General features: G+C 66.7%; 24 protein-coding genes, 1 tRNA gene and 1 pseudogene. 14 read left to right on the plus strand and 12 right to left on the minus strand.

Annotated elements, in window-relative coordinates; all coding sequences use genetic code 11:
* Positions 1–570 (plus strand): annotated as a pseudogene (locus BN972_RS29615) (PPE family protein); the annotation flags it as partial.
* Between the two features lie 72 nt (positions 571–642).
* Here BN972_RS29615 and aceA read toward each other — a convergent pair.
* The gene (gene aceA / locus BN972_RS17145; protein ID WP_036360102.1) at positions 643–2,940 is read right to left on the minus strand and encodes an isocitrate lyase ICL2; all 2,298 of its coding nucleotides are present in this window, start codon (positions 2,938–2,940) and stop codon (positions 643–645) included.
* A gap of 397 nt (positions 2,941–3,337) precedes the next feature.
* On the opposite strand from aceA, the gene BN972_RS17155 reads away from it, so the two are divergent.
* Positions 3,338–3,408 (plus strand) — tRNA-Cys (locus tag BN972_RS17155).
* A gap of 38 nt (positions 3,409–3,446) precedes the next feature.
* On the opposite strand, the gene BN972_RS17160 is transcribed toward BN972_RS17155, so the two are convergent.
* The 3 genes from BN972_RS17160 to BN972_RS17170 form a co-directional block, all read right to left on the minus strand.
* Positions 3,447–3,959, minus strand: coding sequence for a hypothetical protein (locus tag BN972_RS17160; protein WP_036360107.1), 513 nt, complete (start codon positions 3,957–3,959; stop codon positions 3,447–3,449).
* A gap of 140 nt (positions 3,960–4,099) precedes the next feature.
* Positions 4,100–4,825, minus strand: coding sequence for an MBL fold metallo-hydrolase (locus BN972_RS17165; protein WP_036360109.1), 726 nt, complete (start codon positions 4,823–4,825; stop codon positions 4,100–4,102).
* Complete coding sequence (locus BN972_RS17170; protein ID WP_051545543.1) at positions 4,825–6,117, minus strand: CdaR family protein; 1,293 nt, start codon at positions 6,115–6,117, stop codon at positions 4,825–4,827. The genes BN972_RS17165 and BN972_RS17170 overlap by 1 nt, the downstream gene beginning before the upstream one ends.
* A 77-nt stretch (positions 6,118–6,194) precedes the next feature.
* Here BN972_RS17170 and BN972_RS17175 point away from each other — a divergent pair, with 77 nt between their 5' ends.
* From BN972_RS17175 to BN972_RS17185, 3 genes are all read left to right on the plus strand, one after another.
* Positions 6,195–6,509, plus strand: coding sequence for an ArsR/SmtB family transcription factor (locus BN972_RS17175; RefSeq protein ID WP_036361148.1), 315 nt, complete (start codon positions 6,195–6,197; stop codon positions 6,507–6,509).
* A complete protein-coding gene (locus BN972_RS17180; protein WP_036360110.1) occupies positions 6,494–7,498 on the plus strand; it encodes a zinc-binding dehydrogenase in 1,005 nt (334 codons plus the stop codon). Before BN972_RS17175 ends, BN972_RS17180 begins: the two co-directional genes overlap by 16 nt.
* Positions 7,499–7,559: 61 nt before the next feature.
* The gene (locus tag BN972_RS17185) at positions 7,560–8,000 is read left to right on the plus strand and encodes an SRPBCC family protein (RefSeq protein WP_036360113.1); all 441 of its coding nucleotides are present in this window, start codon (positions 7,560–7,562) and stop codon (positions 7,998–8,000) included.
* A gap of 10 nt (positions 8,001–8,010) precedes the next feature.
* Here BN972_RS17185 and BN972_RS17190 read toward each other — a convergent pair whose 3' ends face one another.
* Entirely contained in the window at positions 8,011–9,582 is a 1,572-nt protein-coding gene (locus BN972_RS17190) for a phytoene desaturase family protein (protein ID WP_036360115.1), read from the minus strand.
* A gap of 84 nt (positions 9,583–9,666) precedes the next feature.
* On the opposite strand from BN972_RS17190, the gene BN972_RS17195 reads away from it, so the two are divergent.
* Positions 9,667–10,275: a TetR/AcrR family transcriptional regulator gene (locus tag BN972_RS17195; RefSeq protein WP_036360117.1), complete on the plus strand. Its 609-nt coding sequence runs from the start codon at positions 9,667–9,669 to the stop codon at positions 10,273–10,275.
* 5 nt (positions 10,276–10,280) lie between these two features.
* On the opposite strand, the gene BN972_RS17200 is transcribed toward BN972_RS17195, so the two are convergent.
* Positions 10,281–11,144 (minus strand): LysR family transcriptional regulator, encoded by an 864-nt coding sequence (locus tag BN972_RS17200; RefSeq protein WP_036360119.1) that lies wholly within the window; start codon positions 11,142–11,144, stop codon positions 10,281–10,283.
* 120 nt (positions 11,145–11,264) lie between these two features.
* Between BN972_RS17200 and BN972_RS17205 the strand changes: the two genes are divergently transcribed.
* Entirely contained in the window at positions 11,265–11,678 is a 414-nt protein-coding gene (locus tag BN972_RS17205; RefSeq protein WP_036360121.1) for a tautomerase family protein, read from the plus strand.
* A complete protein-coding gene (locus tag BN972_RS17210) occupies positions 11,675–12,646 on the plus strand; it encodes an NAD(P)H-dependent flavin oxidoreductase (RefSeq protein WP_036360123.1) in 972 nt (323 codons plus the stop codon). The genes BN972_RS17205 and BN972_RS17210 overlap by 4 nt, the downstream gene beginning before the upstream one ends.
* Here the strand turns inward: BN972_RS17210 and BN972_RS17215 are convergent.
* Entirely contained in the window at positions 12,643–14,088 is a 1,446-nt protein-coding gene (locus BN972_RS17215; RefSeq protein ID WP_036360125.1) for a class I adenylate-forming enzyme family protein, read from the minus strand. The genes BN972_RS17210 and BN972_RS17215 overlap by 4 nt on opposite strands.
* A gap of 7 nt (positions 14,089–14,095) precedes the next feature.
* On the minus strand, positions 14,096–14,887 hold the full coding sequence (locus BN972_RS17220; RefSeq protein ID WP_235192482.1) for a hypothetical protein: 792 nt from the start codon (positions 14,885–14,887) through the stop codon (positions 14,096–14,098).
* Positions 14,888–14,970: 83 nt separating this feature from the next.
* On the opposite strand from BN972_RS17220, the gene BN972_RS17225 reads away from it, so the two are divergent.
* The 4 genes from BN972_RS17225 to BN972_RS17240 are packed head-to-tail and all read left to right on the plus strand — an operon-like array spanning position 14,971 to position 17,598.
* The gene (locus tag BN972_RS17225; RefSeq protein ID WP_036360127.1) at positions 14,971–15,597 is read left to right on the plus strand and encodes a nitroreductase family protein; all 627 of its coding nucleotides are present in this window, start codon (positions 14,971–14,973) and stop codon (positions 15,595–15,597) included.
* Positions 15,597–16,091: an SRPBCC family protein gene (locus tag BN972_RS17230; protein ID WP_036360129.1), complete on the plus strand. Its 495-nt coding sequence runs from the start codon at positions 15,597–15,599 to the stop codon at positions 16,089–16,091. Before BN972_RS17225 ends, BN972_RS17230 begins: the two co-directional genes overlap by 1 nt.
* A 34-nt stretch (positions 16,092–16,125) precedes the next feature.
* Entirely contained in the window at positions 16,126–16,626 is a 501-nt protein-coding gene (locus BN972_RS17235; protein ID WP_036360131.1) for a hypothetical protein, read from the plus strand.
* Between the two features lie 6 nt (positions 16,627–16,632).
* Positions 16,633–17,598 carry an FAD-dependent oxidoreductase gene (locus BN972_RS17240; protein ID WP_036360133.1) on the plus strand — a complete coding sequence of 322 codons (966 nt, stop codon included), beginning with the start codon at positions 16,633–16,635 and terminating at the stop codon, positions 17,596–17,598.
* 6 nt (positions 17,599–17,604) lie between these two features.
* On the opposite strand, the gene BN972_RS17245 is transcribed toward BN972_RS17240, so the two are convergent.
* The 3 genes from BN972_RS17245 to BN972_RS17255 all read right to left on the minus strand — a co-directional run bounded on the left by BN972_RS17245 (position 17,605) and on the right by BN972_RS17255 (position 19,689).
* Positions 17,605–18,027: an anti-sigma factor antagonist gene (locus BN972_RS17245; protein ID WP_036360135.1), complete on the minus strand. Its 423-nt coding sequence runs from the start codon at positions 18,025–18,027 to the stop codon at positions 17,605–17,607.
* 175 nt (positions 18,028–18,202) lie between these two features.
* Entirely contained in the window at positions 18,203–18,598 is a 396-nt protein-coding gene (locus tag BN972_RS17250) for a phage holin family protein (protein ID WP_036360137.1), read from the minus strand.
* Between the two features lie 23 nt (positions 18,599–18,621).
* Positions 18,622–19,689 carry an amidohydrolase family protein gene (locus tag BN972_RS17255; protein WP_036361152.1) on the minus strand — a complete coding sequence of 356 codons (1,068 nt, stop codon included), beginning with the start codon at positions 19,687–19,689 and terminating at the stop codon, positions 18,622–18,624.
* An 87-nt stretch (positions 19,690–19,776) separates the two neighbouring features.
* Here BN972_RS17255 and BN972_RS17260 point away from each other — a divergent pair, with 87 nt between their 5' ends.
* Positions 19,777–21,039 (plus strand): sialate:H+ symport family MFS transporter, encoded by a 1,263-nt coding sequence (locus tag BN972_RS17260; RefSeq protein ID WP_065140203.1) that lies wholly within the window; start codon positions 19,777–19,779, stop codon positions 21,037–21,039.
* Between the two features lie 119 nt (positions 21,040–21,158).
* Here the strand turns inward: BN972_RS17260 and BN972_RS17265 are convergent, their stop codons facing one another.
* The gene (locus BN972_RS17265) at positions 21,159–22,442 is read right to left on the minus strand and encodes a competence/damage-inducible protein A (protein WP_455709861.1); all 1,284 of its coding nucleotides are present in this window, start codon (positions 22,440–22,442) and stop codon (positions 21,159–21,161) included.
* 45 nt (positions 22,443–22,487) lie between these two features.
* Between BN972_RS17265 and BN972_RS17270 the strand changes: the two genes are divergently transcribed.
* The coding region (locus BN972_RS17270) for an adenylate/guanylate cyclase domain-containing protein (protein WP_036360140.1) at positions 22,488–23,786 on the plus strand (1,299 nt) is incomplete at its 3' end.

The following is a 23,786-nucleotide window of genomic DNA, read 5'->3' on the forward strand; positions in this document are numbered from 1 at the left end:
GGGTTCACGGTGGATCCGATTGGGTTGGGCAACTTGGTATTGCCGGAGATCACCACCGCTCCGGTGTCTATTCCGGGGTTCACGGTCGGCCCCATCGGTGCGGGCGCATTCACCCTGCCCGACATCACCACGGTGCCGTTCACCACGCCCGCGCTACAGATCCCGCCCTTCGGGCTGGCGGCGTTCACCACACCGCCGATCACCATCCCGAGCATCCACCTGCCCGCCACCACACTCGGCTCGTTCGCTGTACCGCCGGCCCCGGGCTTCCTCAACTCGAGCAGTGGAGGGTCATCGGGCTTCTTCAACTCCGGGCTCGGCGGCAATTCTGGGCTCTTCAACAACGGCTCCGGGCTGGCCGGCTTCTTCAACTCCAATGGCCCCGGCCTACCGGGTGGGTCAGGCTTCCAGAACTACGGCGGGTTCGTCTCGGGGTTCAACAACCTGGGCAGTGGCATATCGGGCTTCGCCAACACTGGCGCGCTGGATCTCGCCCTGCACAGCTTCGTCTCGGGTATGGCCAACATCGGCAACAACATCTCCGGCCTGTTCTTCACCGGCACTGTGTAACGTCAACGGCATCAACGCAATTCGCGCCTGCTGCGGCAGGCGCGAATTGCGTTGTGAGGCCTTGTATGAGGCTCAGTCCGTCTTGAGGACCAGCTTCTTGAGCGCTTCGCGGTCCGGCTTCAGCAGTTCCTCGATGCGCGGCTTGTTCACCTCGGCCACGATGATCTCACCGACTTCCTGATACACCTCACTGAAAATGCCGTGCGACTTCATCTTCTCGGTCTGATACTGGTTGTCCTCGGTCGGTGTCACGTAGTAGACCGCGTCGGCCTTGAACCGATGCACCAGCCAGAGGTGGATCAACGTCATCAACCGCTTCTGGCGCAGCTTCTCGGCGAACGTGTTCTGGTCGCGCACCTGCAGGATGCTGCGGCCGTACCGGTCCTTGATCGGATCGACGACGACATTGGCCAACTGGTCCCCAGCGTCCGAGCCCTCGCCGTAGATTCCGAGTTCCAAGACGTCGGAGCCGGCGCGCCGCGGCCGCAGCGTGACCCGCAGCTTCTCGCCGAGCTGATAGTGCTCGCTCCACAGCGCCAGCCACTCCTCGAGCAGCTTCTTGGGCACCTCGGTCTGCACCAGGTGCTGATGCTGCGTGGAGCCCTTGCCCATCGACTTGGTGGTTGCGGTGCGTCCCGACGAGGCGGCCAGCGCCGCATCGCTGCGCGGACCGCCGACCAGGGTCTGCGGCGTCCGGTACGGCGACTCGACCAGCCGCATCTTGCGCTGCAAGCGCGCCAGTGCCAGCATGCCGTCCTGCTTGAGGTTGGTGGCGAACTCCTCGGCCGCCACGCCGTCGATCTGATGCCCGCCGTAGGTGATGAAGTTGAAGACGAAGCCCATCTTGCCCAGCTCGGCGGGGAACTGCTTCATCTCCTCGTCGGTCATGCCGGTGGTGTCCCAGTTGAACGATGGCGAGAGGTTGTAGGCGAGCATCTGGTTGGGGTACACCGCATGGATCGCGTCGGCGAACTGCCGTGCGTCGGCGAGGTCCGCGGTCTTGGTCTCCATCCACAGGATGTCGGCAAACGGCGCGGCTGCAAGGGATTTGGCGATCGCGTACGGGATGCCGCCGCGGATCTGGTAGTAGCCCTCGGGGGTCTTCGCCAGTTCGCAGTCCCACGCCGCGTCGGCGCGCAGTTCCCTGGCCTTGGCGCGCGCGGCATAGAGCGACGCGGTTGCCGCGAAGGTCCGCCACTCCTCGGAGCTGATGCCGGCATCCTCGCCTTCGCTCTCGCTGAATTCGAGCTTCTCCGCCACGGCTTCGCCGTAGGTCATCACTCCGGCGTCGTCCTCCCAGGCGGCGACGAACCGAGACTCGACCTCGTCGTAGACGTCGTCGATCGACTTCTCGCTGTCCTCCCGCCAGGTGTTGACGGCCTCAGAGATCAGGTTCATGATGCCCTGGCGGTCCAGCCACGCGTCGGCGGCCGCATACTCGGCGTCACCGAGCGCGTACAGCAAGTGACCGTTGATCTCTTCGGCGCCAAGGTCAAAGAAGCGGCGCATCATCGCCAGGAAACACGCTTTGTAGGACGGGATATCGAGGTTGGTCGCGCCGAGCAGGAAGGGCTGGTCGCGCTCGTCGCCTCGGCTGTCGAGCAGGTTGGCGGCCTCCGCGTCGGTCCGGGCCACGATGATGCCGGGCACCCGCATGATGTCGAGCTGGAAACGCGCGGCGTTGAGCCGCTTGATTTGTTCGTCGGACGGCACCAGCACCTTGCCGCCCTGGTGACCGCACTTCTTCGTGCCCGGGCGCTGGTCCTCGATGTGGTAGCCAGGTACGCCGACCTCGACGAAGCGCCGAATCAGGTTGCGCACGTGCGGATCTCCGCCGTGGCCGGTGTCGGCGTCGGCGATGATGAACGGCCGGTAGTCATACAGCGTGGCCGACGCCCGCTGCCGGTCGCTCATGTTCAGGCGCTGATATTCCTGATTGCGGTCAGCCGTGAGCAGCGCGCGCACCAGAACGGCGGCGTCGTCGGGCACCTGGCTCAACGGGTAACTGGCCAGGTCGGGCCCCGGATCCTCGGTGGTGGAACCCTTGGCCGAGGTGGCCCAGCCGCCCAGATAGATCCCCTCGATGCCCATGCGCTTCATGCTCACCGCCTGCCCCGGGGAGTACGGGCCGAAGGTGGTGATGCTCTCCTTGGCGGCAAACAACTCACGAAGGCGCTTGTAGAACGCCGTCGCCGCCTCGCGCGCCACCGTGTAATCGGTGGGGATGGTGCCGCGCTGCTCAACGACTTGGCGAGCCGAATAAAGGCGCGTGATCTCGGAGAACCGCTCGCTCTCGAAGTACCGCTGCGTGGCCGCCAGATCTTGCTCGAATGGTGATTGGACCGCGTTGTCCGTTTCAGCGATGGCCATGGCCTCCGACTCCTCCTCAACCCCGATTCCCCTGACGGAACCGAGTGTATGCCTCGTCAGAGTGAGCTAGATCACCGGTCGAGGACAGATGAATCCAAAATGGCCACTGGACCGGTTCAGCACCCGGCGCAAGGCGCGGCCCTGCGGAAACCCCGCCAAACCAACGGGTCGGGCCTGGTGGAGCCGCCGATCGGCCCGCCCGCGCTGTTGAAGTTCCGGCGGAAGCCGACGTGGGTCAGGACCTTGCTGCTCAGCGTGACTGACCCGGCTGCGCCGGTAGCGGCGTGCAGCGCAGCGGCGCGTTAGTCGTTGGTGAAAAGCCAAGCGGCGCAACAATTGATCAGATTGAGGAAAACACTGGGCTGACGGCCGACCGGCTGGCACAGTAAGGTTTCTCGCGGGTGTGGCTGAGTGGCTAGGCAGCGGCCTGCAAAGCCGTACACACGGGTTCGAATCCCGTCACTCGCTCTCTGGGCCCAGCGTCTCCTGACCCTCCGACGCCCTAGTCACTGACCAGACACAGCCTGAACCAGAGCCGACTCAGAATCGGCCGAAAGCATCCAGCCGCCTTGGTTCACGAACGTCAGATTCTTGGTCACCGGCGCCGGCAGCTTGGGACCGGACAAGGCCACGTCGGCGCTGGCCCTGTTGGGACCGGCCGGCTGGATGTTGGACACCGCGAACGACAGCGGAAGTTCGCCGTTGCGGTAGGCCTTCCTCAGTTCGTGGTCCACGACATGCCCCTCACCCGAACCGATACCGCCTTCCACCAGCCCCTCCTTGGTCTTGTACGACACGCCCGGATCAGCGAGGTTGGTGAGCAGGCCGGTCAACTGATCGGCGGTCGGCAGCGGCTGCACCGGTGCCGGCGGCGCCGGGTCCTGGGGCAGCGGCGCGCCGATGGCGGCCAGGCGAACGTCGGGGGCAAGGTCTGCGGCGCCGGACGAAACCCCCACGGCCGCAACGCCCATGCATGCCAGTGCTGCCACGCCGACGGCGAAGACTCTCACGGTTGTCACTGCTCCCCCTATGTTGTATGTCGGCTCAAACTAAGCCGTATTCGATGCGATTGGCCTGTGTGAGGGCTGGGAAGCCGCTGCCGGTTCCCCGAGTGCGTCGATAACCAGCCGGTACGGCTACGGGTTCGACGGCCTCCAGGTCAGTGGTCGCCGCCGCGCTGCGCGGCGTAGGCAATCAACCAACGGCGTTGCCGCCGAACGAATTCAGCGTCGACCACGCTCCCGTGCCCGGGGACGTACACGGCGTCGGGCCCGCCGATCTGCAGCAGCCGCTCCAGGGTGGCAGGCCAGGCGGCGACGTCGGAGTCGGCGTCGATCGCCGGCTCGGAGGACTCCTCGACGAGGTCGCCGGTGAACACGACGGTCCGGCCGTCCGAACGGACTGCGGGAACGACCACGACCAGGTCCGAACGGGTGTGGCCGGCGCCCAGGTGGGAGACGTGGACGGTGCGGTCGCCGAGGTCGATCAGCGCGTCGTGCACTTGATGTTGTGGCTGGCGCAGGCCCGCGATGGCGCGCTCCACCCGGCCCGCGTCCGCGCCGTGATGCACAGCGTCGTCGCGTAGCTGCGCGGTGGCGGATGTGAGAACTCGAGCCACCGCCGGCGCACAGTACAGCTCTGCGTCCGCGAATGCCGATGAACCCAGGACGTGGTCAAAGTGCTTGTGCGTCAACACCACATGGGTCACCGGGCAGCCCGCGATCACACCGACGTCCGACGCCACGGAGCCGGCCTCTTGGAGCGTGGTGCCGGTATCGATGAGCAGCGTCCCGTCGCGTCCGCACACCAGACCGATCGTCACGTCACAAAACGGGAGTCGGCAGCGATGCACACCCGGGGCCAGTCGCTCCCACTGCTGCTGCACTAGTGCCCCGGGCCAAGCACCGTGGGACCGTACCAATGGCAGGCAAACAGGGCCAACTCGACGTCGACCCGATCGTCGATCGGTCGACCGCGGCGAACGACCGCGCGCTCGAGACGGCTCTTCAGTGCGTTGAAGGTCAAGTTCAGCTGTTGCGCGGCGATTTCGTGGGCGGCGCCGTTGTGCAGGTATATCCGCAGCGTCTCGCGCAGTACGGCATCGTCGCCGGTGTTGGATGCCAACGGGCCCAGCACGTCGGATACCCACTCGCGGACTTCATCGACTGTGGTGCCCAGCAAACCTGCGGCCGTCATAGCGGCATCGGTTGCCGCGGCGACGACCCGCTGCCGAGCCGGCGGTCTCTCCGTCCGGGCCAGTACCGCCGCCCTGACCCGCTGGGCCTGACGGTGGGAGCGGCGAAACCCACCGACGCCCGATCCCACCGCGCCGATCGCCATGCAGAGTGATTCCGTCCGCGCGAGCACGTATTGACGGACCTTCGTCGTGATATCGCCCGGTGCGGCGTGAAATGGCAACCAGATCCAGGCGCTGGTTTGGTCGGCGGCGGCGAGCAGCGGGCTGGCGGAGGTGTCGACCGAATCGGCCAGGCCGCGGATGAATCCCTGAATACGCGTGAGCTCGTCGTCGGTGCACTCGTGGCCGGGCAGCCAGACGACGAGGCCAAGGTGCTGCCAGTGCAGGGGATACCGGAGCGCGGCGGAGGCGGCCTCGACGTCGACGGGCGTGTTGTCGCTGAGCACCTCCTGCACCCGCATGGCGCGGATGCTGTTCTGGTTCTCCAGCCAGTGGCCGCGTTCGTCCTCGTACTGCGCGGCCATTTGCTGCGACACCCGATCGACATACTCGAGCACCACCGCGGTGATCCCTTCGATCACCGCCACCCGGGTGTTCGCCTCGATCGCCAGCTGTCTTAGTTCGGAAAACACCAGCTCGGTCAGGTGGCGTTGTCCCAGCCGATAGGCACGTACCAGTGTGGTCAGTGGCAGATCATGCTGAGCCACCAGCCTGGCGTATTCCAGGGCGGGTTCCGGCACGCCGATCCGGTCGATCTCGGTGCCATGCAGCAAGACGTCGAAGACCGTCAGCAGATTCGTCCGGACGCTCGCGGCCAGCATGTTCGCCATCAGCGCGTCTGAGCTCAGTTCAGGAATTTGGTCTTCGAGTCCCGTCTGGATCATCGTGCTGATCTCGTCGATCCGCTGTTCCAGCCGCGTGGCGATGGTGACGACATGGCCGCGCACCACCTCGTCGGCGGCTCGGTGCTGCTCGGTCACGCCTAGACGGTAAATCGCGGTCCCGGGCGCCCGGCAGCCGCCTTGACATGTCGGGTTTTTCCGACATATATTGCGCCGTGCCTTCCCCCGATCGCCTGTGCGATCGCCTCTTCGTTGCGCTGGCCAACCCGGTGCGACGTCGGCTCCTTGAGATCCTTACGCGACAGCCCCTGTCCGCCGGAGAACTCAGCGACCGGTTCGATCTCAGCCGCCCGGCCGTCGCCGAGCACCTCAAGGTGCTGCGCGAAGCGGGTCTGGTCGCCGACGAACCTCGGGGTCGCCGGCGCATCTACCGGCTGACCGCGGAACCCCTGACAGCACTGGGTGATTGGCTGCACCCATTCGAAAAGATCTGCCGCAACCAGGAGGGAACACAATGCGAGCGGTCGTGATCACCAAACACGGCGACCCGTCGGTCCTCAAGGTCCAGGAGCGGCCGGATCCCCCGCCGCCGGGACCGGGTCAAATGCGAATCGATGTGCGGGCGGCCGGGGTGAACTTCGCCGACCACCTGGCCCGCGTCGGGCTCTATCCCGACGCGCCGAAGCTACCGGCGGTCGTCGGCTACGAAGTCGCCGGAACGGTCGCGGCGGTCGGCGACGGCGTCGACCCGGGCCGCGTCGGGGAACGGGTGCTGGCCGGGACACGGTTCGGTGGCTACGCCGAGATCGTCAACGTCGCCGCGGCGGACGCGGTGGCACTTCCCGATTCGACGAGCTTCGAACAGGGCGCGGCGGTGCCGGTCAACTACGCGACCGCGTGGGCCGGGTTGCACGGGTACGGGTCGCTGCGTGCCGGCGAGCGGGTGCTGATTCACGCCGCGGCCGGCGGAGTGGGCATCGCGGCGATCCAGTTCGCCAAGGCCGCCGGCGCCGAGATTCACGGCACCGCATCGCCGGGCAAGCATGCCAAGCTCACCGAGCTGGGCGTCCACCGTGCGATCGACTACCGCCGCGACGGTTGGTGGAAGGGTCTGGAACCCTACGATCTCGTCCTGGACGCGCTGGGCGGCACGTCGTTACGGCGGTCCTACTCCCTGCTGCGACCGGGGGGTCGCCTGGTCGGTTATGGGATCTCGAATATGCAGGAGGGTGAGAAGCGATCGCTGCGCCGGGTGGCGCCGCATGCGCTGGCCATGCTGCGCGGTTTCAACCTGCTCGATCAGCTCTCCGAATCCAAGATCGTGATCGGGCTCAACATGCTGAAGCTGTGGGACGATCGCGGCACGCTGGAGCCTTGGATCACCCCGCTGAGCCAGGCGCTGCACGACGGTACCGCGTCGCCGATCGTGCACGCGGCCGTGCCGTTCGCCGAAGCGCCCGAAGCACACCGGATACTCGCGGCCCGCGAGAATATCGGCAAGGTCGTGCTGGTGCCCTGACCGCTTTCTTCAACGGCCTCAAAACGGTTTCGATGGGAGCAACTGCGGCTACCTACCGGGCATGGCTGTCACCGAGTCCAGAGAGGTCGTCATCGAGGCGACGCCCGACGAGATCATGGACGTGTTGTTCGACCTCGAATCGCTCCCCGAGTGGTCACCGGCCCATCGCAAGGTGGAGGTCCTCGAGCGCGACGAGCAGGGGCACCCCAGCAAGTCGCGGCAGGTCGTGAAGGTGGTCGGGGTCAGCGACGAGCAGGTGCTGGACTATTCCGTGCACGACGACGGTGTGAGTTGGACGCTGGTGAGCTCCAGCTCGCAACGCGCTCAGCGCGCCCGCTACACCCTGACCCCGGACGGCGATTCGACCCGGGTCAACTTCGAGCTGACCGTCGACCTCAACGTGCCGGTCCCGGGCTTCCTGGTCAAGAAGGGCGCCAAAGGATTGATGGAAACCGCCACGGACGGCTTGCGCAAACGGGTGCTGAAGACCAAGGGCGCCTGAGAACGCTTCGCTAGGAAGCGTCGTCGAGTGCTTGATAGCCGGCGTTGTACCCGGGAGTGAAGGTGATGCCCGGCCCGCCATGGCACCCCGCACCACCGAGGTAGAGACCTTCGACTGGGATGGGGAGATCGAGGAACCCCTTCGGGCCGGGGCGGTTGGGTCCCATCAGGTCCGGGTGCAGCAGGCCGTGGCAGAAGTCACCGTCGGGCGCGGCGAACATGGTCTGCATGTGGTATGGCGCGAAGGTGATATATCGCCGCACGATGTCCTTGAAGTTCGGTGCGAACCTGGTGATCTTGTCGATAACCTGTTGTGCCATCTCGTTTTTGAGGTGGCCATGCTGCTTGCGGTCGGCCTCGACCGGGAATGCGTAGGCGTAGGCGCTGGCGGCGTGCTTGCCGGGCGGCGCCAGAGCCGGGTCGTGTACCGACGGGATCTGTAAACCCATCGAGGGGTTGTCGGGCACGATGCCCCGCCGGCAGTTCTCCCACTGACGTTGCTGCTCCTCGGGTGAGCCGAAAATGCCCACCGACATCTGCATGCCGGGCTCGTTCAACACCTCGTAGGGCGGCGCGAATTCGGGCAACCCGTCCAGGGCGAAGTGCATCTGCACGAACGACGCACGATGGTCACGACCGGAAAGGCGCGTAATGAGTTCGGCGGGAAGGTGTTCGGGTGAAACCAGCGTGCCGAGCGTGAGCTCGGGCGCCAGGTTGGACACCACAATCGGCGCGCCGATCGTCGAGCCGTCGCGTAGCCTAACGCCCGCCACCGCGTCGCGGTCGACCAGGATCTCCTCGACCCGGGACCGGAAGCGGATTTCACCGCCGTGGGAGACGAACAACTCGCGCAGATGTTCGGTCAGGGCACCGATGCCCCCCTTGAGTTTGGTCATCATGGCCGTGCCGCTGTCCGGTACGGCCAGCGCGAAGGCCAGGCAGGTGGCGCTACCAGGTGTATAGGGCCCGCGGTAGGTGGAGTTGACCGCCAGGAACGCCAGCATCCCGCGCATCACCGCGTGCTTGTCCTTGTCGGGCAGGTAACGGTCGATCACATCCATCGCCGATCCGAACAGCATCTCGTGAATGGCGTGGCGCTCGGCGTCGTTGGCCGCGCAAGCGTACATCTCGTCCAGGGTCTTCGGCGGAGTGCGAACATCGAAGCGGCCCAGTGCTTTTGCCGGACCCTGGCTCCAGGCGATCAGTTCGGACATCCCGGTAACGGCCTCGAACCCATGTTTATCCCCCAGGTGCGTCATCAATTGCATCGGGTCCCGGTAGAAGATCATCGCCTCTTCGCCGTTTTCGCCGATGTTGGTCGACATCACCTCCGGTTCCACCGTTGGCAGGGTGTCCAGGCCGAGGTCCTTGGTGATCTGGCTTGCGGTTGGAAACTGCACGGACCCGGCGATCTCGTAGCGAAAGCCGTCGATCAGTTCGACGGTCGCCGCCATGCCTCCGGCGTAGGTATTGGCCTCCAGGCACAACGTGCGCAGGCCCGCTCGTTGCAGGATCACTGCCGCGGCCAATCCGTTGTGGCCGGCACCCACCACGATCGCGTCGTAGTACTCGTCACGCGTCATCCGACGAGAATATGTCAGTACTGACATAATCGGAAGATGTCAGTACTGACTTATTTCCGATGGCTGGGATACCATCGGCTTGCTATGACTGCATTGGTTCCCGGGACGAACCGGCACACGCTCCGCCGTGCATCGACACACGAGGCGCTGCGCCAGGCCGCCCTGAACTGCTTCGCGCGCAACGGTTTTGCGAATGTCACGGTAACGGAGCTGGCCCGCGAGGCCGGCGTCACCGAGCGGACGTTCTTCCGGCACTTCCCCACCAAGGAAGCCGTGCTCTTTGAGGACTATGAGACGCACCTGGAGTGGTTGGCGCAGGCGCTTGCCCAGCGGCCCGCCTCCGAGCCCCTGTTCGACGCGGTCCTGGCTAGTGTGGCGGCGTTCCCGCACGATCTCGAGGTTGTCCGCCAGGCGGCGACGGCCCGCGCGGAACTGATCAGCGCCGACCGGATTGCGGGTCACCTGCGGGTGGTGCAGGCGTCTTTTGCCGCCACGCTGACCGACTTCATCAGACAGCGCTACCCGGAGGTGGCGAACATCGCCCTGGTCGCCGAAGTCGCAGGTGCGGCGTTAGCGGCGGCTTTAGTTGTGGCGGTGGAGAACTGGGGGCGTCAGGGTTGTGTCGAGGATCTTGGCGAGCTGGTGGCGGCCAGCCTGGAGCTGGTTCGAAGCGGGTTCGCAGCGCTGGTGTGAGGCGGTCAGCCGCGTTCGGCGACGGCCGCCTCCACGAAGCGCCGCAGGTTCGCACTGCGATGCCGGGGCAGAAAGACCAGGGCGACCGGACTCGGAGGCGCTCCGCGCAGCGGGATGAACCGCACCCCAGGATGGATGTTGCGCCGGACGGCGACGTCAGGAATCACACCCAGGCCGCGATCGGCGGCGACCGATTCGATCCACTCGTCGAAATTCAGTGTCTCGACCATTTTTTCAGGCCCTTCGCCCGCCGGCCAGGACCACGGGCCGGTAGTGCCACTGGTGGTGTTGACGACGAGCGGGTACCGCGGGATCTCACGCCACTCCAGCTCCGATCGCTCCGCCAGCCGACTGCGCACCGAACACACCGCGACGCGTGACTCGTCGAACAGATGGACCACGCGTACGGCGGTCGAATCGACCTGCCCCCGCACCACGGCCACGTCGACCTTGCCCTGTTCGACCGCTGTCAGCGCATCGTCGGTGCGCACCAAGGTCACCGTGGTTCCGGTGGTCCGCTCGAAACTGGCCACGGTTCGCTGTGCCCAGGGATCGGGTAACAGCCAACTGAACCCCAGCCGGATGGTCGCCTGTCGCCGCAACGCGCCGAATCCCCGCTCCAGTTCGGACAGGACCCGCTCGACGTACTCCAGAAACGTCCGTCCGGCTCGAGTCGTCTCCACCCGCCGCGAGGTGCGGTCAAGCAGCGTGACGCCGAGCGCGTCTTCCAGTTGGGCAATGGTGCGACTCAGCGCCGGCTGAGTGATGTTGAGTTCGTCCGCGGCCCGGGTGAACGACTTAAGCCGCGCCACGGCCTCGAACACCCGCAGGTGACGCAACTCGACGCGCCCGCTCTGCCCAACGCTCATGCCTGGCAAGCATAGATGCGCCACAGCAGGCATTTCACTACCGGTATTGCGCACCTCGGTCTCGGTGTTGCCTCAGACATCGAGAAACTTCAGACATCGAGAAAGAGGAAGGAAAAAGCAATGCCACTGCTGTACATCGACATTGTCCAGGGGCGGACGCCCGTGGAGGTTCGGGTGTTGTTGGACGCCATCCACGAAGCGGTGGTCGAGGCGTTCGGAGTGCCACAGCGCGATCGCTATCAGGTGGTGCGCAGCCATCCCGCCCACGAGATCGTCGCGCAGGACACCGGTCTGGGCATTGATCGCACCGACGCCTTGGTCATACTGCACGTGGTGAGTCGACGCCGGCCGCGCGAGCTCAAGCAGAAGTTCTATGAGCGGGTGGCGGCCAAACTCGCCGAACGATGCGGGCAGGACCCGGCGGACCTGATCGTGTCGATCACCGAAAACGACGACGAGGACTGGTCTTTCGGACACGGTCGGGCGCAGTTTCTCACCGGCGAACTGCAGGCGGCGAAGGAGTACTCATCATGACGCTGAACACCCGGCTGACCGCCCTGCTCGGCATCGAGCACCCTGTCCTGCTCGCACCGATGGCTATGGTGTCGGGTGGCCGGCTTGCCGCGGCGGTGACCGCCGCGGGCGGCCTAGGCATCGTCGGCGCCGGCTACGGCGATCCGAACTGGTTGCGGGTGGAGATCCAAAACAGCGAAAATGCGCGGGTCGGCTACGGATTCATTACCTGGGCGTTGGCTCGTCAACCCGAACTGCTGGATGCCGTCCTCGCGCAGCAACCGGCCACGGTGATGCTGTCGTTCGGTGATCTCGCGCCGTTCACCGCACGCATTCACGCTGCCGGGGTACCGGTGACGGCGCAGGTGCAGAACCTCGCCCAGGCGCGCAGCGCCCTGGCAGCCGGTGCCGACATAGTCGTGGCCCAGGGTGGCGAGGCGGGCGGACACGGGATGAGCGCCCGTTCGACCTTCACCCTCGTTCCCGAGGTGGTCGACCTGGTCGCCGAACGCTCACCCGACACGCTGGTGCTGGCCGCCGGGGGTATCGCCGATGGCCGGGGCCTGGCGGCGGCGCTGGCTCTGGGCGCCGACGGGGTGCTGGTCGGCAGCAGGTTCTGGGCGTCTCCGGAGGCACTGGTCTCGCCGCGGGCACAACAGCGGGCCTTGCAGGCCGGCGGTGACGACACGGTCCGCACCCGCGCCTTTGACCTTGTGCGACAACGGGAATGGCCGGCGGAATACGATCTGCGGCTGGTGAACAACGCGCTGATCCGCCGGTGGCACGGCAACGAGGCCGAACTGCAGAGTCGACTGCCCGAGGTGGTGACCGCGTATCAACAAGGTGTCGCCGCCGAGGATTTCGACGTCGACACCGTGCTGGTCGGCGAGGCCGTCGGGCTGATCCGTGACATCCGTCCGGCCGCCGACATCGTGGCCGACATGGTTGCTGACGCCACGCGAATCCTCAACCGCGGCAACGAAAGTTAGGACACGCCCGCGATCAGCTCGGCGAGCTGACTGCGATTGACCTTGCCCGTGGCGTTGTAGGGGATGGCATCGACGATGGCCAGCTTCTCGGGCAGCTTGAAATAGGCGATCCGGGTCCGGCAGTGCGATCGCAACTCCTCCAGCGTGACCGCGGTCCTGGCCACGACCGCGGCGCCCACGCGCTGCCCCAATTCCTGATCGGCGATGCCCGCTACGGCGACGTCGCTGACCGCCGGGTGGGACCGCAGCGCCTCCTCCACTTCGATCGGCCCGAACTTCTCACCGCCGCGGTTGATGGTGTCGCGCAGTCGGCCGGTCGGGAAGATGTATCCGTCCGCGTCCCGGCGCCCCAGGTCGCCGGTGCGCAGCCATCCCGGCACGGTGTTGACCGGGGAATTGACCCACAACTCCCCCACCGCACCGTCTGCGACGTCGACGCCGGTGTCGGGATCGACCACGCGCACCTCGACGCCGGGCAGTGGCCGGCCCACCGATCCTGCCCGGGCCGGATCATGATGATCCTCGGGCAGCAGGTTGGCATACGTCCCGAGGGTCTCGGTTTGGCCGAAGACGTTGGTGAAGGCGACATTTGGCAGGGCGGCTACGGCACTGCGCATCAACGTGGTGGGCGCGGCCGCCGCCCCGTAGGTGATGGCGGCCAGTGATGACAGGTCGGTGGTGGCGAAGTCCGGATGCTCCAGGATCCGGTGCAGCATCGTCGGCACCAGGAACATCCCGGTCACCTGATACTCGGAGACCAGGCGCAGCCACTCCCCGGCGTCAAAGCGTCTCTGCACCACCAGGGTGTTGCCTGAGTACAGGCTGGCGAGCAGCCCTAGCGAGCCGCCGACATGGAAATAGGGGACGCACATCATCACCGCGACCGGCGGCGTATCCACCTCGAAGGGACGCGATGTGCGTTGCAGCCGCGCCTCGAGTTGCCGGCTGCCGATCGCCACGGTCTTGGGCAGCCCGGTGGTGCCGCTGGTGAACAGGATCATCGCCGCCGATTCGGCCGCGTCGGTGACCGGTCCGGGCGCCGTCGCTTCGCGGTGCTCGAGGAGGTCGGCGTCCGTCAGCACCGTCGGCACCCCGGCTTGCGCGAGCCGGTCGGCATGGGCGGCCCCAGCCACCGCAACGTCCGAACACCCGGCGTTTTTCATCAACGCCCGCAGCTCGCCCGGTGTCAGCGCGGGGTTCATCAGCGCCGCCGCGGCGCCGAGGCGCGCTGCCGCAAGCAGTGTCGCGATCGACAGCACACCGGCGGTGTCGACAACCGCGACCCGGTCGCCCGTCCCAATGCCCCGGTCGGCCAGCCCGGCCGCGCAGCGCCGGACCGCGGCGCCGAGTTCGCCATAGCCGACCGCACGGTCGTCGATGACGAGCGCGACGCGCTCCGGGTCCTGCGCCGCCGCGGTGTCGATGATGGTCCCGATGTTCATCCGTGCCTCAGTAGAGCGGGGACCACGTCGAGGTGCGCAGCAATCGGCTGGTCCACTGATCGCGCAAGTCCAGGGCGTCATGCAGCCAGGTACCCGGCACCCGGTACTCCGCCGGGATATGCGTGCGCAGCAGGTCGAGCAGCGCCTCGGGGCGGCTGATGCGCTGCATCAGGATCACCTCGCGGCGCAGATGACTGCCCAGCGCCGGCTGGAAGGACGCGTGCATCTTCAGCATGGACGAGGGTCGTTCGAGGGAGCGCGCATACACCTCGCCGCAGCGCACGATGTACTCCTCGAATTTGTCCTCGTACGGCCACATGGTGTCCTCCATGTAGAGGCTCATGTCGTGCTCGCGGCCGTCGGCGGGCACCTCGTCGAACGACACTTCCAGCATCGGGGACCACGGCAGCGGCACCAGCAGCTTCGCATCCACCTCGTGGCGCAGTTCGTCGGTGTGGTGCATCCAGTCCCGCAGATCACCGCGCTGGACCCGGTGGGTCAGCCGCTCCCAGGCCGCGCCGTCGCGGACCGCGGTCACGGTGATGACGGTGTAGGCGGGGCCGCTGCCGTGCGCCTGGTTGGTGTACCAGAGCAGGCGGGCCTCGTCGCCGGCGGCGAGCATGGGCATCCAACCGTCGCGGAATGCGGCCTCAAAATCGTCCTCAGCGCGGCCGCGCACCGTGTGTACTTCGTGCATGAACAGCAACGCCCAGACCTTCTCCCTGCGGCGCTGCTTTATGAACGCCTGCTTGCCCGTTTTCTGCCAGCACGGTAAACCGGCACGGTTCATCCTGTCCATGCGCGTCAACGCCTGCGTCAATATTTGAGCTTTACCGATCGCGGGAGATCGGTGATTCTGAGCGGACGGCGAAAGGGCATGGAATGGACATCGCTTCAGTCGACGAATTGCTGACCACCACCCGGGCGGTGCGCAAACGCCTCGACCTGACCCGGCCGGTCAGTCGGGAGGTCATCCTCGAGTGCATCCGCCTGGCCATGCAAGCACCCACTGCCAGCAACGCCCAGGATTGGCGCTGGGTGGTGGTCACCGATCCGGGCAAGCGCGCAGCGATCGCCGACATCTACCGCAGCGTCGGCGCCGAATACCTCGCACAGGCCGCCGCCACCGCGACCGATCCCCAGACCCAGCGCGTCTATCGCAGCGCGCACGCCCTGACCGACACCCTGGCGCAGGTGCCCGTGCACGTCATCCCGTGTCTGTCGCAACCCATCGACGACAGCAACCGGCTGGTCGCCGCCTCGGCGTGGGCGTCGATCATCCCGGCCGGCTGGAGCTTCCTGCTGGCCCTGCGGTCCAGGGGTTTGGGCTCGGTGTGGACGACGATGCATCTGGCCAAGGAGCGCGAGGTCGCCGACGTGTTGGGGATTCCGCCCACGGTCACTCAGGCCGCCCTGTTCCCGGTGGCCTACACCATCGGGACCGACTTCCGGCCCGCGGCGCGGCCGCCCGCCGAGACCATCACGTTCTGGGACGGATGGGGTGACTGATGCAGTCCTATACCGTGCGATTCCACGTCGACGCGCCGCCGGAGAAGGTGTGGCGGGTGCTGCACCCGCCGGTGCCGCCGGACGCGCCGCGACCCCGGCTGCTGAAGTGGCCGACCGGCAGCATGGAAATCCTGAACGAGGGTGACGAAGCGGGCGAAGGACTGGTCCGCACCTGTGTTTTTCCAGTACCGAGGTACCTGCTGTCCGGCGGTAGGGGCCGATCCTGGGAGACCGTCACCGAGGCGGAGAAGAACAAGTTGTCCCGTTATGTGGCGGTCGGCAAACCACTGTGGTCGCGAGCCGAGGGCTACCACCGACTCGACCGCCAGCCCGACGGCACCACAATCCTGACGTTCCACGAGACCTACCACGCCTACAACCCCGTGCTGCGCGTGCTGCTGGAGCGCTCGGTACACGCGAAGATTTCCCGCGACAACCTGGCAACCTACGAGCATGCGTTGAGCTACGCGGGCAAGGTTCGCCGGCTGGACTGACACATCGCCGCGCGTGGCGGTACCCTGGTTAGTTATGCGCTCTAAGGAATCAGCTCGCACGGCGTGGCGGGTCGGTGCCGCGGCACTGATCGTCGCCGGCTGGGCCGCATCCGTGGGCGTCGCAGCGGCCGATCCTGACCCGACGCCGGCTCCGGCTCCGTCCGGGTCACCGGCCCCGGCTCCCGCGGCGGCACCCAAAACGACCATCGACCACGACGGCATCTACAACGTCGGAACGGACATCGCGCCGGGCACCTACAGCTCCGCGGGGCCGGTCGGCAACGGCACCTGCTACTGGAAGCGGACGGGCAACCCCGACGGCGCGTTGATCGACAATGCGATGACGAAGAAACCGCAGGTGGTGCAGATCGAACCCACCGACAAGACTTTCAAGACCAGCGGCTGCCAGCCGTGGCAACCCTCGGCGGACGCGCCTCCGCCCGCCGCTCCGGGACCGGTCGCGGGGGCTCAGCTGCAAACCAGCCTCGGTATTCTCAACGGCCTGCTCGGTCCCAACGGCCAGCACGTCCCTTAGCGCATCGTGTCGAAGCGTCGGCCACCGATTGTCGTCGTCGGCGCCGGCGTCAGCGGTCTGACCTCGGCCCTGTGCCTGGCCGAGGCGGGCTGGCCGGTGCGGGTCTGGACCGCCGCGCCGCCCCGTCAGTCGACGTCGGCCGTCGCCGGTGCGGTCTGGGGGCCGCGGCCCATCGAACCCGTCGCCCAGACGCTCGCGTGGACCGCACAGTCGCTGCTCGAGTTCCGCCGGCTGGCCGCCGATCCGGCCACCGGTGTGCGCATGGCGCCCGGGTTGTCGGTCGGTGATCTACCCGCGGGAGATGCGATGCCGCCGGGCGTCGAGCTGATCCCGGACCTGCGGGTGGCGGAGGCCGGCGAGATCCCCGCCGGGTTCCACACCGGTTTTCACGCCACGATGCCGTTGATCGACATGCCCCGATATCTCGACTATCTCTCCGGACGGCTGGCCGCTGCCGGGGTGGACATCGAGGTGCATCCGATCACGTCGCTGGGCGAGGCCGCGGCCGCCGCGCCGGTCGTGGTCAACTGCACCGGGCTGGGGGCGCGGGAACTCGCCGGCGACGACTCGGTGCGGCCGCTGTTCGGTCAGCACGTTGTGCTCGCCAACCCTGGCCTGACGCAGCTGTTCATGCAGATCACCGAAGAGGATCACTGGACCTGTTTCTTCCCCCACCCGCAGCGGCTGGTCTGCGGCGGCATCAGCATCCCCGACCGGTGGGACACCCGACCGGACCCGGCGGTGTCTGAGCGGATCCTGGCGGATTGCCGCAGCGTCGAACCGCGGCTGGCCGAGGCCGCCGTGCTGGAGACGATCACCGGGTTGCGGCCCGCCCGCCCGTCGGTGCGGGTTGACGGCGAGACCGTTCGGGGTGTCCGGTACATCCACAACTACGGGCACGGCGGTGACGGGGTGACGTTGTCGTGGGGCTGTGCGCGCGAAGTGGCGCGCTTGGTCGGCGAGGAGGGCTGAGGCGGTTCAGGCCGGCGGGGCCAACGCGTTCTCGACGTTGGAGTACATCGGCAGCAACCGGCGCAAGCCGCACGCGGCGATCGTGCGGGCCACGATCGGCTGGTTGCTGACCAGCCGTAGATTCACCCCGCGGCGACGGCACCGGACCGACTCCTGAGCCAGCACCGCGTAGGCGCAGGACCCTAAGAAATCCAGCTCGCGGATGTCGATGACGAACGGGCCGGGCGCGATGGCGATGGCAGAGCTCCTGCTCACCAACCGCTGCCACACGACCTCGTTGCTGGCATCGATATCGCCGCCGACATGGATGACGACGGCCGATCCGGTGCACTCGGTGACCGCGCGCAGGCCACTGTTCGGATCAGCAAGTTGCGAACTTAGCCGCGTGCTCCCGGGACCGGGCTTCGATCCGATCGCGACAGTGTTCATATTCCGCGTTATCCCGTCGTCGTGGGGGTTATCTTCGTCGTACCGAGAGACAGCGTAGGTGTTTGCCGGTTGTCAGAGGCGGTCTTCGAAAGCACGGACTTAATTAGCATATGTGTAATTGGGCCTGACAACATAGGGAGTCAGGGCGAAATTTCGCAGTTACTTAGCTGAGAAATCAATGCCGGCGCCCGGCTCGGCGACTGGCCAGCGACAGGACCCAACTGACGATCGACAACAGGATGGCCGCCCAGACCGCGGTCCACCAGAAGTGATCGATTTGCAGTCCCCAATGAGTGGTGTGCTCGGTAATGCGGGCCGTGATCCAAAGCATCAGCGCGTTGACGACGATATGGAACAGGCCGAGGGTCAGGATGTACATCGGAATCGACAAGATCTGTACCACCGGTTTGACGATCGCGTTCACGAATCCGAACAGGACCGCGACGACAAAGATGATCCCGATCCGCTCAAGTGCATTCTCCCCGCCGATGAAACGCAATCCCGGCACGAAAAGAGTGACCACCCATAACGCAAAACCGGTGAAGGCAGCGCGTACCAGAAAAGGCACCATGCGCCGATCCTGCCACTGAGCGGTCAGTTCAGCTGGTAGAAGCGCTGTGCGTTCAGCCCGCCGATCTTTTCGCGGGATTGTTCGCTGATGTCCGATCGGAGGCGCAGGTGCTTGGTGCTCTCCGGCCATTCCCCGTCCCAATGCGGGTAGTCGCTGGCGAACATGATGAAGTCGTCGCCCAGGACGTCGATCACGCCAGGCAGGATCGGCTCTTCGGGTTCACACGTCACCCAGATATTGCCCTCCCGCAGGTACTCGTGCGGGTCGCGTCGCCAGCCGCGCTCGATCCAGTCGCCGCGCTTCTCGTAGTGCTCGTGTAGGCGGTCGATGAAGAACGGCACCCACCCGGCGCCGGCTTCCAAGAAGGCGACCCGTAACCCGGGATGGCGTTCGAAGACACCGCCCGACACCAGCGCGGTCATCGCAGTCATCTGGTCGAACGGGAAGCTGACGCAGTGCACCTGGATGTAGTTGGTGAACCGGTCGACGCCGATCTTGGGCAGGTGCACGCCCGGCGCGCCGTGGATGCCCAGCGGCATCCCGAGTTCTACGGCGGCGGCGTAGAACGGGTCGAGGTCGGGATGGTCGAGGTTGCGGGTCTTGAGCGCGGGCGGCACCAGGGTTGCGACCAGGCCCAGGTCCTTGGCCTCGGCCATGACGTCGACGGCGACCTGGCCGTGCTCGATCGGAGTCACGCCCACCCCCCGTAGCCGGCCGTTGGTCGGTGCACAAAAGTCGGCGATCCATTGGTTGTAGAGCCGCGCGAATCCGGCGGCGAACGCCGGGTTTTCCAGACTCGGCGCGCACAGGCCGAGACTGGGATAGAGCACCATAGTGTCCAGTTGATCGCGGTCGGCGTCACCCAGCATGCCTTCGGGGGTCGCGCAGTTGAGGCCGGTCGCCTTGGTGATGCCGTGCTCGATGGGGCAGCCGGCGCCGGGACCCTCGTCCTCGGGGTAGCGACGCCCCTCGATCACCAAGCGGGGGCGCGCGCCGCCGCTGAGCGCGACATGCTCGGGCCACCGCTTGAGCATCTCCATCGCCAGGGTGGGGTTCTCGGCGACATGCCCGTCGGCGTCGATGATGCGCATGTCCGAAACATACTCGCGCGGCGCCGAAATTTGCGCCGCCCGAGCGTCACGCTCGCGGTAATGCGGCGGGTACGCCACGATGCTCAGGTGAGTAGACAGCGCCTGACCAGCGACCAGCGCAATTCGTTCGTCGCGGCATTCCTGGGCTGGACGATGGACGCGTTCGATTACTTCATCGTCGTGCTGGTCTACGCCGACATTGCCGAGACGTTCCACCGCACCCGAACCGAGGTCGCGTTCGTCACGACGGCCACCCTCGCGATGCGCCCGGTGGGGGCGTTGCTGTTCGGGTTGTGGGCCGACCGCGTCGGCCGCCGGCTGCCGCTGATGGTCGACGTGGCCTTCTACTCGATCGTCGGATTCCTCTGCGCGTTCGCGCCGAACTTCACTGTGCTGGTGATACTTCGGCTGCTCTACGGCATCGGCATGGGCGGCGAGTGGGGGCTGGGCGCGGCGCTGGCCATGGAGAAGGTTCCCGCCGAGCGCCGCGGATTCTTTTCGGGCCTGCTTCAGGAGGGCTACTCGTTCGGTTACCTGTTGGCCACGGTGGCGTCGCTGGTGGTCATGAACGGCCTGGGGCTGTCATGGCGGTGGTTGTTCGCGCTGAGCATCATCCCCGCTTTCATCAGCCTGATCATCCGATACCGGGTCGAGGAATCCGAAGTCTGGGAGGCCGCCCAAGACCGGATGCGGCTCACCAAGACCCGGGTTCGCGACGTGCTCCGCGAGGCGAAGGTGATCCGGCGGTTCTTCTACCTGGTACTGCTGATGACCGCATTCAACTGGATGAGCCATGGTACGCAGGACGTCTACCCCACCTTCCTCAAGGCGACCACCGACCAGGGGGCAGGCCTGTCGAGCGCCACCGCCCGCTGGATTGTGGTGGCTTACAACGTCGGTGCGATCATCGGCGGGTTGGTCTTCGGCACCTTGTCGCAGCGGTTCGGCCGCCGCTACACCATCGTGTTCTGCGCGGTGCTGGGGCTGCCGATCGTGCCGCTGTTCGCCTATTCGCGCACGGCCGCGATGCTGTGCCTGGGGTCGTTCCTGATGCAGGTCTGCGTGCAGGGTGCATGGGGCGTGATCCCGGCGCATCTCACCGAGATGTCACCGGACGCAATCCGCGGCTTGTACCCCGGGGTTACCTATCAGCTCGGCAATTTGTTGGCGGCGTTCAACCTGCCCATTCAAGAGCACCTGGCCGAGACACACGGCTACCCGTTTGCGCTGGCGGCGACCATCGTGCCGGTGCTGGTCATGGTCGCGGTGTTGACGCTGATCGGTAAGGACGCCACCGGGATTCGGTTTGGGACCGCCGAGACGGCGTTCCTGCCGGACGACGCGCGTTAGCCTGCCCTCGCCGAGCGTTTTCGCGCCCTGTTTTTCTCGCCGAGCGTCACGCCAGCGTGGCGTTGGGCGCCGAGCGTCACGCCAGCGTGACGAGAGAAAAAGCGACGAACGGCGACGAGCTAGCCGTTGAGCAGCCGCAGCAGCAGGTGCATTGCCACCGTCGTGGAACGTTCCCGCACGTCGGACCGATTGCCGGGCAGTCGCAGGGTCCGGGTGACGGATCGGCCATCACCCAGCGCCACGGTGAAACAGACTGTGCCGACCGGTTTTTCCTCGGTTCCCCCGCCGGGACCGGCGATGCCGGTGATCGCGATTGCGGTATCGGCGTCGAAGCGTTGCAGGGCACCGGCCGCCATCGCCTGGGCGACCGGCTCGGACACCGCGCCGTGCTGCTCGATCAGGCCGGCGGCGACACCGAGCAGTTGCACCTTCGCCTCGTTCGAGTAGGACACCACACCGCCGGCCACATAATCCGACGAGCCCGGCCGTTCGGTCAGCCGCGCCGCCAGTAGTCCCGCGGTGCAGGATTCCGCGGTTGCGATCCGGCGGCCGGCCAGCAACCCGGCCACCAGATCGTCGACCTGCGAACCGTCTTCGGAGAACACCTTGTCGCCGTGCCGGTCGCGCAGCAGCTGGGTCAGCTGTGCGTACGCGTCGGCCGCATCGGGCTCGTAGCGGGTCACGATCTCCAGCTCGCCGCGCCGCAGACAGGTGGTGATCTCCAGAGCCCCGAATCCGTCAATGGCGGTCTCGGCTTCGCGCAGTGTCTCGGCCAGGCCCGACTCGGGCAGCCCGAACATGCGCACCATCTCCTGCCGGTACACCGTCCGGCCGGCGATCGCCTCCTGTACCCCGGGTGTCTCAATCGCCTTGTGCCACATGGGCTGCAGCTCGCGGGGCGGGCCGGGGAGCACCAGCACCGCCGGCTTGCCGGGCACTACCACGCCCGGCGCGGTGCCAACCGGGTCGAGGATCTGCGAGCCGACCGGAATCATCGCCTGCTTGCGGTTGGCCGTGCGCACCGACTCGAAGTTGCCGGGTTCCAGCAGGGCGGCGAAGGCCGGGTTGCGCGCCATCAAGGACTTGAGGATCTCCGCGATCCGGTTCTCCAGCTCGTCGTCCAAGACCAGTTCGCGGCCGCAGAACCGGGCCACCACTTCGACGGTCATGTCATCGGCGGTCGGGCCCAGGCCACCGCTGGTGACGATCAGGTCGACGCCCTGGTCGGCCATGAAGCGCAGCTGTGCCTCGATGTCGGCGGGGCGGTCACCGCAGATGGTGATGTGCGCCAGTTCGACGCCCAACTCGAGGAGCCGATCGGCGATCCAGGGGCCGTTGCGGTCCTGGACGCGGCCGGTGAGAACTTCGGTGCCGGTGACGACGATGCCTGCGCGTGCACTCACCGTCATGAGATTACGCAGACCAGCGGTGGGGGTTAGCCTGAGCCCGTGGTGCAGGCCCCGCGTACCCGGTACGCCAGGTGCGGCGATGTCGACATTGCCTATCAGGTACTCGGTGACGGTCCGACTGACCTGCTGTTGCTGCCGGGACCATTCGTGCCGATCGACTCGGTGGACGACGAGCCAGGGCTGTACCGCTTTCACCGGCGACTCGCATCGTTCGCCCGAGTGATCAGATTCGACCTGCGCGGGGTCGGCCTCTCCTCGCGGACCCCGGCGGCCGACCTGCTGGGCCCGACCTTCTGGGCCGAGGACGCGATCGCGGTGCTGGATGCGGTCGGATCCGAGCACGCGACGGTACTTGCGCCCAATTTCCATGCGATGACCGGCCTGGTGCTGGCGGCCGATCACCCGGAACGGGTGAGCAACCTGGCGGTGATCAACGGCACAGCGCGTCCGCTGCGGGCACCCGACTACCCCGTCGGCGCCGAACCGCGCCGGCTCGACCCCTACCTCACGGTCGCACTCGAACACGACGCGGTGGAACAGGGTTTCGACGTGCTGCGCATAGTCGCGCCGTCGGTGGCCGACGACGATCGGTTCCGTTCGTGGTGGGATCTGGCCGGTAACCGGGCCGGCCCGCCCAGCATGGCGCGGGCCGTGGCGCTTGCCTTGGCGCAGGCCGATGTGCGGGAAGCGTTGCCCCGCATCAAGGTGCCGACTCTAATCCTGCACCGGACTGGGGCGATCTTCATTCCGGTTGGGCAAGGTCGCTATCTCGCCGAGCACATCGCGGGATCACGGTTGATCGAGTTCCCGGGTGCAGACGTCCTGTACTGGGTCGGCGACGCCGGATCCATGCTCGACGAGATCGAAGAGTTCGTCACGGGCGTGCGCGGCGGGGCAGCCGCCGAACGTGTGCTCACCACCATCATGTTCACCGACATCGTCGGCTCGACGCGGCGCGCTGCCGAACTCGGCGACAACCGCTGGCGGCACCTGCTCGACAACCACGATTACATCGTGCGTCACGAGATCCAGCGGTTCGGCGGTGACGAGGTGAACACCGCCGGTGACGGTTTCGTCGCGACGTTCACCAGCCCGAGCGCGGCGATCGCCTGCGCCGACGCCGTCGTGGCCGCGGTGGCCGTGCTGGACCTCGAGGTACGGGCGGGTATCCACGCGGGCGAAGTGGAAGTGCGGGGCACCACCAAGATTGACGTCGCCGGCATGGCCGTGCACATCGCCGCCCGGGTCGCGGCGCTCGCGGATGGCAGCGAGGTGCTGGTGTCGTCCACCCTGCGCGACATAGTCACCGGCTCCCGGCACGTATTCGTCGACCGCGGC

The sequence above is a fragment of the Mycobacterium asiaticum DSM 44297 genome (assembly GCF_000613245.1).
Classification (GTDB): Bacteria; Actinomycetota; Actinomycetes; order Mycobacteriales; family Mycobacteriaceae; genus Mycobacterium; species Mycobacterium asiaticum.

Coding starts and splice junctions, on each gene's coding strand:
- BN972_RS17225 (WP_036360127.1), top strand. CDS start 14,971: ATGGACATCGCTTCAGTCGACGAATTGCTGACCACCACCCGGGCGGTG.
- BN972_RS17180 (WP_036360110.1), top strand. CDS start 6,494: ATGCGAGCGGTCGTGATCACCAAACACGGCGACCCGTCGGTCCTCAAG.
- BN972_RS17245 (WP_036360135.1), bottom strand. CDS start 18,027: ATGAACACTGTCGCGATCGGATCGAAGCCCGGTCCCGGGAGCACGCGG.
- BN972_RS17235 (WP_036360131.1), top strand. CDS start 16,126: ATGCGCTCTAAGGAATCAGCTCGCACGGCGTGGCGGGTCGGTGCCGCG.
- BN972_RS17190 (WP_036360115.1), bottom strand. CDS start 9,582: ATGACGCGTGACGAGTACTACGACGCGATCGTGGTGGGTGCCGGCCAC.
- BN972_RS17230 (WP_036360129.1), top strand. CDS start 15,597: ATGCAGTCCTATACCGTGCGATTCCACGTCGACGCGCCGCCGGAGAAG.
- BN972_RS17185 (WP_036360113.1), top strand. CDS start 7,560: ATGGCTGTCACCGAGTCCAGAGAGGTCGTCATCGAGGCGACGCCCGAC.
- BN972_RS17215 (WP_036360125.1), bottom strand. CDS start 14,088: ATGAACATCGGGACCATCATCGACACCGCGGCGGCGCAGGACCCGGAG.
- BN972_RS17220 (WP_235192482.1), bottom strand. CDS start 14,887: ATGGACAGGATGAACCGTGCCGGTTTACCGTGCTGGCAGAAAACGGGC.
- aceA (WP_036360102.1), bottom strand. CDS start 2,940: ATGGCCATCGCTGAAACGGACAACGCGGTCCAATCACCATTCGAGCAA.
- BN972_RS17195 (WP_036360117.1), top strand. CDS start 9,667: ATGACTGCATTGGTTCCCGGGACGAACCGGCACACGCTCCGCCGTGCA.
- BN972_RS17210 (WP_036360123.1), top strand. CDS start 11,675: ATGACGCTGAACACCCGGCTGACCGCCCTGCTCGGCATCGAGCACCCT.
- BN972_RS17205 (WP_036360121.1), top strand. CDS start 11,265: ATGCCACTGCTGTACATCGACATTGTCCAGGGGCGGACGCCCGTGGAG.
- BN972_RS17250 (WP_036360137.1), bottom strand. CDS start 18,598: ATGGTGCCTTTTCTGGTACGCGCTGCCTTCACCGGTTTTGCGTTATGG.
- BN972_RS17255 (WP_036361152.1), bottom strand. CDS start 19,689: ATGCGCATCATCGACGCCGACGGGCATGTCGCCGAGAACCCCACCCTG.
- BN972_RS17200 (WP_036360119.1), bottom strand. CDS start 11,144: ATGAGCGTTGGGCAGAGCGGGCGCGTCGAGTTGCGTCACCTGCGGGTG.